Raw genomic sequence first — 10969 nt, 5'->3', positions numbered from 1 at the left:
AATATTTGTTTTAAATATTTTTTGTTCTATTTTACTAAGAAACCATTTTATACTTTTTCTGTCAAATACGCTATCTTCTATTACAGTTGCATATTCTTGAAACATTCTTTTTGTTTCTATATCTATTTTTTTACCAACAAAAACAAATACTTCAAGCTCTTTTTTTTCTATAGAATTTATAGCTAAAAGTAAGTTTTTAAAATAGTTTAATCCGCCCATCCATTCTTTTGACACACTACCTATAAATCCAACTTTAATCATCCAGTCCCTTTATCCACTCTACATAGTTTATTATCTCTTGTTTTAAATTTTTATCCGCCTTAAAACCATTTTTTTCTAGCTTGTGTGTATCCGCCCAGTAGTACATTGGATTTCCTACATTCACTTGATTATTAAATTTTATATTAATATTTGGATTTACTAGATTTCTTATCATTTCTACTACATCTTTTATGGTATGCTTTACACCAGTTCCACCGTTTATGATATAAAATTTCTCATCTTTTTTTAACAACATATCAACTAAACGCAAAACATCACTTATGTGTATAAAATCCCTTGTCTCCTTCCCCGTGCCCCAAAAGACGGCCTCATCACTACTATCTAATATTTTTTGGCAAGCATCCCAAAGCAACTGCTTCTTAAGACCATTTCCGTATACTGAAAAGAGTCTTATTATAGAAATATTTAAACCAAATTTTTCACTATAGCTCTGACATAGATCCTCGGCTATTTTTTTATGATACCCATAAGGAGAAACTGGTCTTCCAAAATACTCTTCTACGATCGGCTTATCCTCACATTCGCCCTGTACTGCTGGACTTGATGGGTAGATAAGATGGGAATTATTGTTATACACCCTTATATATTCTAAGACTTCAAGTGTACCATTTACTGTTTTTTTAAAATCTTCGTATGGGCATTTAACAGAAAAACCAACAGAGCCACTACCGCCACAATGCACTATAACATCAAAAACTTGTTCAAATTCTAAAATTGCCTTTATCGACACATCATCCTTTTTCCAGTAGTCAAGCCCAATCTCTTTCGACTCTTCTATAGACAGTCCACCATGTCCTATACCATATGTCTGATATCCTAGAGTTTTAAAATAATGTGCTACATTTGAACCCAAAAAACCCTTGGCTCCAGTAATTAATATTTTTTTCAAAACAAATCACCTTTATTTTTTCCACATGCAACAAATGGAATGATAACATTTGGAAAATTTTGTTTTAATTTATTTGCATACTCCTCTTCTGTTGGAATCAATGAATCATTGTTGAAATTATATTCGTCTATTCCTACCCATTTTCCGGCACCAAAGTCATATCTTTTTATAACTTTACAAGGGCTCCCAACAGCAACACTAAAAGGTGGTATGTCTTTGTTAACCAAACTTCCAGCACCTACTATAGAACCTCTACCTATTGTTAAATTTCCAATAACACTCACTCCAGCACCTAGCCATACATTGGTTTCAATAATAATTTTTTTTTCCATAGTTGTTCCAGTAGCAATATATGGTATAAAAGGATTTTTAAAAACATGGTCGCTTCCCATAAATTTACAATCAATGCCACTCATAAAATAATCTGATACTTTTATTAATAATCCTGAGCTAAAAAAATTCCTTCTGCCAATATAACAGTTGCTACCAATTATAATATGCTTATTGTCTCCCAACCTTTTATTTACATTTATCCAAGTGTATTCGCTGATACCAGTATTATTCCCTATTAAGATATTTTTCCAGCCTGTTACATGCACTGTCTTATCGATATATGTATTTTTGCCTATATCTTTTTTATGAAAGAGTAATTTTGCCTTCGAAAATAGTATTAATAAAATCTGTTTTTGTTTTTGAGATAAATATTTTTTTAGTTTATTTATTATTTTTCTTTTTATGCTTATTTTATTTTTTTCTCTTAATATACTAGATACTACATTTCTATTTATTGTTTTTTCAACAATATCTTTTGTAAAACTAGGATAAAAATTTACTAGTTCGTCCTCATGTTCTGAGAGAGAACAGTGAGTCCCACTTCCATCAAATCCAATATTTTTCACCAACTTCTTAGCAGGATATAATGTAAGTCCTTGTTGTTTAAATACACATAGATACCAATAAATCGCCCACGAATCTATTTTATCATTGATCTGCATCTTAGTCATGCTGATATAATCATAAGAATCATCGAAGTTAAAAAGATTTTTTTCTTGTATTGAGCTACTGACAATTTGCTCCAAATCCTTTTTATCTCGTTTGAATTGTTGCCATCTATCCGCCCAAGTACCCCAGCTCCAAGAGCTAGTAAGTTTCAAAAAATAGCTACTTTCGATATCTGATATATTATCAGTAAAAGAATACCCAGTAACACTGTATACTTTGTCCTCATTTTTATAAATTTCCAACGCCTCGTTCATAAACTTTAAAAAATTCGGACTTGTTATTAAGTCATCCTCAAGAACAATTATTTTGCCATATTCATTTACAATTTTTGTAACACCGTCTATGATACTATTTGCAAGACCATAGTTTTTTTCTCTTTCAATGATTGTAATATTTTTAAATCCATTTATACTTTTTATATATTCTCTTACCTCTGCTACTTTTTGTTTTGACCCTTCGTTTTTAGCTGCATCAGAATATATAAAAAGATCACTCCTGTTTGAAATTTTATTTTTTTGCAAAGCCTCTATGGTCTGCTTTGTATGATCTAATCTATTATAGACAAATAGCACTATTGGTGCTAAATTATACGATTTTATATCACTTTGTTGCATTATTGCCAGCCCCAAATTTTTTAATTGCTTTTTCCCAAATATATGGTGTTAAATTCTTCCAAGAATTTTCAGCCAACACATAGCTGTTTGTATTTTTATTTGCGATACTCAAAATTTGTCTTTGAAGCTCAGGTGGATTGTCTATCAAGCTAGATTCCATAAAGCCTTTTTCATGAACCGTATCCAAAAACCATTCCTTTAAATCGCCCTGCATCCAATCAACTATTGGAGAGTTAAATCCGATCTTAGACTTTCTCCATGTTATCTCTTTTGGCATGTAAGGATCCATAGCATCTCTTATGAGCTTTTTTGTATAGCCATTTCCAAATTTACTAGAATACGGCAAAGAGGTTACAAAAGAGACGATCCTATGATCCATAAAAGGCATCCTTATCTCTACGCTATTTGTCATAGAATACCTATCATAATTCCTAAGCAAGGTTGGCAATATTGTCTCATGAAAAATTATATATAGTTGCTGAGAAAAGCTATCAAGTTTTTTAAAATTTTTATGGTTGGCATCTTTTGACCTAATTTCTTTTCCAAAAATCATTTTTGCTATTTTCTTTATCATAAATTTAACATATATATTAAAATTACTATTCCTATCAAACTGTGTTCCATTACCCAATGTCTCTTGATAGGTATTAAGTATGTCAATACTATTTTTTATCGAAAATTTACTATTCCATAAGGCTTCAACTAAATGCCCATAGCCACTAAAAAGCTCATCTGCTCCATGCCCATCTAATGTCACTGTCGTTCCATGTTTTTTTACAGCTTCATATGTAGCCATCATTGGTATCGGGCTAGTTATATATAAATCCTCAAACATATAAAAATATTTTTCTAGGTTATCCCAATACTTAAGAGGCTCAATGTTTATATAGGTAGCTTCAATTCCTATATGATCAACAACCATTTTTGCAAAATGCGATTCATCAAGTGGAGTACCTGGAAAAGATGCAACAAAAGCATGTTGCCAGTCATTCTTGCCATAATCAACATAATATTTTGATAGATGAGCCATAGCTGAAATAGTTGCACTACTATCAAGCCCTCCACTAAGGGCTGTTCCTATGGATACATCTGCTCTCATCCTAATCTTACAAGCGTCTAAAAACAATTCCCTAAATCGCTCTACTTGAGCATCATATGTTTTGGGTGGGTCCACAATATTATCAAGCGTGTTCCAGTATCTTTTTATTGTTAAATTTCCATTTTTATAAATTCCATTATGTCCAAATGGAAATCTTTTAATTCCATCTATCAAACATTTTTCAGTTGCTTCATATGAAAAAATATTGTCTTTCATCCAATGAAAATTTTGTGATGGTCTTATTTCTTTTAAAAATGGATAGATGGCCTTCATTTCTGAGGCAAATATAAATTTACCATCAATTACGGCATAAAAAAGTGGTTTTTTACCAAATCTATCTCTGGATAAAAAAAGCTCTTTTTTTTGATTATCCCATATAGCAAAAGCCCACATTCCATTAAATTTTAAGACACACTCTTCACCCCACTCTATATAAGAATAAAGTAAAACTTCTGTATCTGATGATGAACAAAATGCATGCCCTTTTGCTTCTAACTCTTTCTTAATTTCCAAAAAATTATATATCTCACCATTAAAAATTACACAATATCTTTTTGTTTTATCATACATTGGCTGATGAGCGCCATCTGACAAATCCACAATAGCCAGTCTTCTATGTCCCAATGTAATACTATTTTCAATTGTTTCTATCCCAAAACCATCAGGACCCCTATGCTCTAATCTATTTAACGCACTTTTAAATTTAGTTTCATTTGAAGATGGTATCGTTCCTAATATTCCACACATATATTTTTACAGATCCCTCACATAATTATTTTATAAACCAATACAGATATTAAATCATAAGATTACAAAAATCTATCTTTTTTAAAACTACTATTTATCAAAAATACAGTGTTAACAGCCTTTGCAAAGATAGAATGGTCTTGTTGATCTAAATGATCAGCTATTTTATTATTCTCGATTTCACTAAAACTATTTCCTAGAATTTCTATCAAAACTATTTTTGGTTTGTATTTTTCAAAGTTATTTGATCTTAATATCATAAGATCCTATCCTTCAACATATACCGATAAAAGTCTATATCCTGGTTTTTTGGCAAATTTCTATCAAGAATATCCTCAAGTGTTGTAGTTTCAATATCTTTTTTAAATTTTATAAAATAATTTTCCTTTTCATACTCTACTGCTAACTCCTTTGAAAAAGTATCTAAAGCAGGTTCATTAAAAGCATAGTAGGTTAAAATTTGTTTTTTATCAGATATTGGCCTTTCTATATTTATATCTCTTGGACAAAATTTATCAAAAGCAATTATACTATATTAATACCTCTCCATCTTTTTTATAAAAATAATATATTTGAAGAACGCTTGGGATGATGAGTGCCCACATCTACATAAAACCAAATTTTGTTCTACGAATAATCTTCCCAAAATTATATCTTCACTCTCTTGGGAATATGATTTTATTGCATATCCATCTAAATTATTATTTCCAAACTCAATAATTTTTCTTTTAATGTTTTAGGTAAAAATTTTTTAAGTATTTGTTGTAGCAATATTTATTCTACACTATATTTGATAGCTGATACAGAAAAAATAGGCTGTATGTTATCAATTGGTTTGAATCTAAAATTTCTTGTTATAAATACAGAAGTCACATTTATAGGACCGAAGCCATGAAAATCAATCTCCAAGAAGTCTAGTTTTTCTCTTAAATATTTTAACATTTCTCTGAGCCAATCAATAATTATATAATACCGCAATACCTACACATCAGATTGATAATTTAAGTATTTTTTAATTAGATTTGAACATTGAGGTCTTCTAATACCATCTATTATAACTATATCAAATTTTTTATCAAATATGGACTTTTTATAATATTCACTATCTTCTCTATGTAGTAAAGTTTGATTGTTGTTGAGATTAGGATTTACTTTTTTAAAGCTTTCTTTATCGTATTCAACAGAAATCATGTCCTTATCTTTTTTGCCCAATGCCTTGATGAATTACTGTTTCCAAATTCAAAAAAGATTTTCAGAAAGGTCAAAAGTGTTTAAGAATTCTATGGCAGGATACGTGTACCAAGGTATTTTATTGGCGCAACTATCTATAGAATCCCATTTTTATAGTGCTATATTAAGAACAATCACAAACTAATATTTTGAATTATTTAACCCATATAGGAATAAATTTTCCCTATTATCTTTCTAATCACCATATTCTCATTGGATTAATTGTATTTAGTTTCATAAAAAAAATTCTTCTAGAATAGCAATTAACAACATCACATATAAAGTCAACAATCATATAACTAATTAGTGTTGCTATAGCAGCACCTTGAATTCCATATTTTGTAATCAATAGTAAATTCAAAAATATATTTGAGATCATGCCATAAAAAGCTCTCAAAAAAGCTAGTAGCTGTAGATTTTCATTTATATACCAATTACTGCTAATAACTCCCAAAAAAACAAATATACTTGCCCAAATATGTATCATCAATACACTTGCTGCTTGACTATATTGTTTGCCATAAAGTATATCCACTATCATATCAGATAAAAAAGTCATTGGTAGTGCTATTACAATAGCTATCCATACCACAAGATCAAAAAGCTTTTGAAGCCTACTATAGTATAACTCTTCACTCTGCTTTCTTGCGTTTACTATAGCGGGAAATAAACTAGAAACAAGAATAGTGGGTATAAAGTACCAAATTTCACTTAATCTAGTTGCCGCAGCATATTGTCCAACAGCTTCACTTCCTAACATATCTTGAATCATAACCTGATCTATTTTCATATATATAGATATTACAACCCCACTTAGGATAAGTGGCCAGCTATCTTTTAGAAGAGATATAGCGATGGTTTTATTAAATTTTATTTTTTTAATCTCAGAAATTGAATATTTCAAGAAAAAATAAATAAATCCTAAAGCCAAAACTATACTATCAAATAGGATAGCCCATGCAAAAGCTACAAGTGGAGCGTTAATTAAAATGAGTGTAATCTTTACTATACTACTTATAAAAAGAGAGATGATATTAGAAAATACTACATATTTTGATAAAACTTTTGATTGAAAATACATATCTACTACATTAAATGATTGAAATATAGTAGCGCTAGCTATGATAAATACTAATAAATTTGTATACCTATCATTTGAAGTAAACTGGGTAGCAATTACCAAAACTAATAGCGTCAAAATAGCACCGATGAGCTTAAGGTAAAAAGCAGTACCTATTAGATCATTTGTTCTACTTTCATCCTTTACTAGCTCCCTTACTACTATACCATCAAGTCCGAGCGTAGCAATGACAACAAAAAGCCCTACAAAGCTTTGAGCATATGAAAAAAGTCCAAACCTCTCAGGACCCAAGTATCTAGTCACCCAAATTCCTACAAAAAGTCCAACAAACATACGGAGCATTTTTTCAAAAAATAGCCATGAGGTATTTTTAAAATACTTCATGAAGCCTTGATGATGTTTTAATAATATTATTTTATCTATCATTTATTTTCACATACCGCTCATAAAGTGTCTTTATCCCGTCTTCAAGCTCTACTTTATGCTTCCAGCCAAGAGAGTGTAACTTAGACGGGTCCGTTAGTTTTAGCATCGTTCCATCAGGCCTGTTATCGTTAAAGTATAGCTCACCTTTAAAGCCAACTATATTTTTAACCAAATTTGCTAGCTCCTTTATCGAGATGTCTTTGCCTGTGCCTATATTTATATGCGTGTTTCTTATCTCTTTACTATTTTTGTCATAAGTATCTTTAAAGTCTCTATTTTCTAGTAAAAACACACAGGCATCGGCCATATCTTCTGAGTATAGAAACTCTCGTCTAGGTTTTCCTGTACCCCAAATTTCTACTCTATCTTTTGAAATACCAAATTTACCAAGATAAGCCATAGCTTCATTTGTATCTCTTGCTTTTAGATCTTTTACCACTTCGTCAAATTTTTCTTCGCTTAAAAGTTTTACTAGGTGTATCTTTCTTATAAGCGCCGGCAAAACATGCGAGGTTTCTAGATCAAAGTTGTCGTTTGGACCATATAAATTTGTAGGCATAACAGATATAAAATTTGTGCCGTACTGTAAATTATAGCTCTCACACATCTTCATGCCAGCTATTTTAGCTATTGCGTATGGCTCATTTGTGTATTCAAGTGGAGATGTCAAAAGCACCTCTTCGCTCATTGGCTGTGGGGCATTTTTAGGATATATGCAAGTACTTCCCAGAAATAATAGTTTTTTTACCTTATGTAGATAGCTTTGGTGGATCACATTATTTTGAATTTGTAAGTTTTCATATATAAAATCAGCCCTATAAGTGCTATTAGCCACTATTCCCCCGACCTTTGCAGCAGCAAGCACTACATACTCAGGCTTTTCTTTTTCAAAAAACTCACAAACAGCTTTTTGATCCATAAGATCAAGCTCGCCATGAGTTCTTGTGATTATATTTTCATAGCCCTTTAATCGTAAATTTTTCACTATAGCAGAGCCTACCAGACCCTTGTGTCCTGCTACATAAATTTTACTGTTTTTATCCATTTTTTACTCGAAATAGCTCATTATCTCATATCCGCCATCTTTTAGATAGACATCTTTTGTCATGAGTTTTAAGTCCGACTTCATCATATCATTTACTAGATATTGAAGGTTAAATTCTCTCTTCCAGCCTAGTTTTTTCTCTGCTTTGCTAGGATCTCCAAGCAGCAAATCAACCTCTGTTGGCCTAAAATATCTTGGATCTACGCAAACCACAGTTTGTCCGATACTTAAATGCGATATATCTAAATTTAACTCTTTTGCTTTTTCAAAATTTAGTGAGTCCACGACTCCTACCTCATCTACGCCAGCCCCTTCAAATCTCAAATTTATACCAGCATAGGCAAATGCAAATTTTACAAAGTCTCTAACCGCTGTTGTTTGTCCAGTTGCTATCACCCAGTCTTCTGGCTCTGGAGCTTGTAGTATCATCCACATCATCTTTACATAGTCTTTTGCATGACCCCAGTCTCTTTTAGCGTCTAAATTTCCAAGATAAAGCTTGTCTTGAAGCCCAAGCGCTATCTTACTAGCTGCCCTTGTGATCTTTCTAGTTACAAATGTCTCACCTCTAACTGGTGATTCGTGATTAAACAATATACCATTACAAGCAAAAATACCATAAGCCTCTCTATAATTAACCGTTATCCAGTACGCATACATCTTTGCGACCGCATAAGGACTTCTTGGATAAAATGGAGTCGTTTCGCTTTGCGGCGTCTCTTGCACTTTTCCGTAAAGCTCAGATGTAGAGGCTTGATAAATTTTAGTCTTTTTCTCAAGTCCTAATATCCTTATAGCTTCAAGCAATCTAAGAGTGCCTGTGCCATCAGCATTTGCGACATATTCTGGTGTCTCAAAGCTAACATGCACATGGCTCATGGCAGCTAGGTTATAAATTTCATCTGGCTGTACTTCTTGGATGATCCTTGTTAAGTTCATAGAGTCCGTCATATCGCCATAGTGCAAGAAAAAGTTTCTATTATCAACGTGTGGATCTTGATAGAGATGATCTATTCTATCTGTATTAAAAAGACTTGTTCGCCTTTTTACACCATGGACTATATAGCCTTTTTTTAGTAAAAATTCTGCCAGATACGATCCATCTTGACCAGTTATACCAGTTATTAACGCTACTTTTTTATCCATAAATCACCTTTTAAAATCATCGTCTAGGCGAATTATATCATCTTCACCTGTATATTCACCGACCTGAGCTTCTATCAAAACCACAGGAATTTTTCCTTCATTAGACAGCCTATGAACTTCACCCATTTTTATATAGATAGACTCATTAGGACAAATGAGTCTAGTTGTCTCACCTATCGTCACAGTGGCACTTCCTGATAGTACTATCCAGTGCTCATTTCTATGAAAATGCTTTTGCAAAGATAGTCTTTTGCCAGGTTTTACCTCTATTATCTTTATCTTATAACCATCTTGATTTTCAAGGACGGTATAGTTTCCCCAAGGCCTATTTGTCGTAACATGAGTATTGCAAAGCTCGGAGCTCTCCTCTTTTAAAATTTCCACCACATTTTTTACTTTTTGGCTAGAGGATTTTTTAGATATTAAAAGAGCATCTTTTGTATCAACCACAGTTAGATCATCGACATCTATTAAAGCTATTTTTTTGCCGCTAGATAAGACTAGATTATTGTGAGAATTTATCTGCACCAGATCGCTATTTATTGTGTTTCCATTGATATCTTTTTGTAGCTGCTCATCCAAACTATCAAAACTTCCAAGATCGCTCCAAGATGCATCTAGAGCTACCATTTTTACGATACCAGACTTTTCCATCACAGCGTAATCTATGCTATTTTGTGGGATATTTTGCATATCGGTAGTATCTATTTTAATATCAAATTCGTCTTTTTTTGCGTTATCAAAAGCTACTTTGCATGTTTCAAGTATCTCAGGAGCAAAAATTTTCATCTGATCTAAGAAAACTCCTACCTTAAAGATAAACATACCTGAATTCCAGTAGAAATTTTGATCTTTTAGAAATTTCACCGCCCTTTCATAGTCTGGCTTTTCATAAAAAGCCTTCACATCACCATTATAGCTCTCTATATATCCAAATCCCGTCTCAGGTGACCTTGGCTTTATACCAAAAGTAACTAAGAAATTTTGCTCTGCCAGCTCCTTTGCAGCTTTTACGCTTGTGTGATATGCTTTAATGTCCTTTATCAAATGATCCGATGGCGTTACTAAAACAATCTCATTTGGATCAAGTGCAAGGCAAGCTAATGTGATCGCTGGTGCAGTATTTCTACCAACTGGCTCGAGCAGATATTTAAAATTTGTAATATTTAAATTTTCTATCTGATCCATCGCCAAGTAGTAGTGATCAATATTTGTTATCACGAATGTATTGTCACAAATTTCGCTATTTCGTAGTGCAGTTAGCTGAAAAAGTGACCTATCGTCAAATAATTTAATAAATTGTTTTGGCATCAAAGTCCTGCTAATAGGCCACAACCTCGTACCAGAACCACCACATAATAATATATTTATCATAAATTTTATCTACTTTAAAATGAGCTTAAAAATC

At 32.1% G+C, this 10969-nt stretch carries 10 protein-coding genes; all 10 read right to left on the bottom strand.

The features are described from left to right. Positions 1-261: hypothetical protein (locus CYP51_RS09565; protein WP_141089690.1), on the bottom strand; the 261-nt coding region annotated here is incomplete at its 3' end. Beyond that, positions 254-1171, bottom strand: coding sequence for an NAD-dependent epimerase/dehydratase family protein (locus CYP51_RS09560; RefSeq protein ID WP_103560206.1), 918 nt, complete (start codon positions 1169-1171; stop codon positions 254-256). The genes CYP51_RS09565 and CYP51_RS09560, both read right to left, overlap by 8 nt. Beyond that, positions 1168-2787 carry a glycosyltransferase gene (locus CYP51_RS10170; protein ID WP_103560205.1) on the bottom strand — a complete coding sequence of 540 codons (1620 nt, stop codon included), beginning with the start codon at positions 2785-2787 and terminating at the stop codon, positions 1168-1170. The genes CYP51_RS09560 and CYP51_RS10170 overlap by 4 nt, the downstream gene beginning before the upstream one ends. After that, positions 2774-4633, bottom strand: coding sequence for an asparagine synthase (glutamine-hydrolyzing) (asnB, locus tag CYP51_RS09550; protein ID WP_103625250.1), 1860 nt, complete (start codon positions 4631-4633; stop codon positions 2774-2776). Before asnB ends, CYP51_RS10170 begins: the two co-directional genes overlap by 14 nt. 62 nt (positions 4634-4695) lie before the next feature. Continuing rightward, positions 4696-4893: a hypothetical protein gene (locus tag CYP51_RS09935; protein ID WP_219809042.1), complete on the bottom strand. Its 198-nt coding sequence runs from the start codon at positions 4891-4893 to the stop codon at positions 4696-4698. A 721-nt stretch (positions 4894-5614) separates the two neighbouring features. Beyond that, entirely contained in the window at positions 5615-5845 is a 231-nt protein-coding gene (locus CYP51_RS09540; RefSeq protein WP_103560203.1) for a hypothetical protein, read from the bottom strand. A gap of 217 nt (positions 5846-6062) precedes the next feature. Next, positions 6063-7328 (bottom strand): flippase, encoded by a 1266-nt coding sequence (locus CYP51_RS09535; protein WP_103560202.1) that lies wholly within the window; start codon positions 7326-7328, stop codon positions 6063-6065. Positions 7329-7359: 31 nt separating this feature from the next. Next, complete coding sequence (locus CYP51_RS09530) at positions 7360-8415, bottom strand: GDP-L-fucose synthase family protein (protein WP_103625248.1); 1056 nt, start codon at positions 8413-8415, stop codon at positions 7360-7362. A 3-nt stretch (positions 8416-8418) separates the two neighbouring features. Beyond that, complete coding sequence (gmd, locus tag CYP51_RS09525; protein ID WP_103625247.1) at positions 8419-9561, bottom strand: GDP-mannose 4,6-dehydratase; 1143 nt, start codon at positions 9559-9561, stop codon at positions 8419-8421. A 3-nt stretch (positions 9562-9564) separates the two neighbouring features. Next, positions 9565-10935, bottom strand: a complete 1371-nt coding sequence (locus tag CYP51_RS09520) for a mannose-1-phosphate guanylyltransferase/mannose-6-phosphate isomerase (RefSeq protein ID WP_103625246.1) — start codon at positions 10933-10935, stop codon at positions 9565-9567. Between the last annotated feature and the right edge of the window lie 34 nt (positions 10936-10969).

It is taken from the genome of Campylobacter concisus (genome assembly GCF_002912895.1).
GTDB classification, from domain to species: Bacteria; Campylobacterota; Campylobacteria; order Campylobacterales; family Campylobacteraceae; genus Campylobacter_A; species Campylobacter_A concisus_G.
The sequence above is the reverse complement of the archived record's forward strand: the minus strand, read 5'-3'. Positions and strand labels throughout refer to the sequence as shown.

Coding starts and splice junctions, on each gene's coding strand:
- CYP51_RS09530 (WP_103625248.1), bottom strand. CDS start 8,415: ATGGATAAAAACAGTAAAATTTATGTAGCAGGACACAAGGGTCTGGTA.
- gmd (WP_103625247.1), bottom strand. CDS start 9,561: ATGGATAAAAAAGTAGCGTTAATAACTGGTATAACTGGTCAAGATGGA.
- CYP51_RS09535 (WP_103560202.1), bottom strand. CDS start 7,328: ATGAAGTATTTTAAAAATACCTCATGGCTATTTTTTGAAAAAATGCTC.
- CYP51_RS10170 (WP_103560205.1), bottom strand. CDS start 2,787: ATGCAACAAAGTGATATAAAATCGTATAATTTAGCACCAATAGTGCTA.
- CYP51_RS09935 (WP_219809042.1), bottom strand. CDS start 4,893: ATGATATTAAGATCAAATAACTTTGAAAAATACAAACCAAAAATAGTT.
- asnB (WP_103625250.1), bottom strand. CDS start 4,633: ATGTGTGGAATATTAGGAACGATACCATCTTCAAATGAAACTAAATTT.
- CYP51_RS09520 (WP_103625246.1), bottom strand. CDS start 10,935: ATGATAAATATATTATTATGTGGTGGTTCTGGTACGAGGTTGTGGCCT.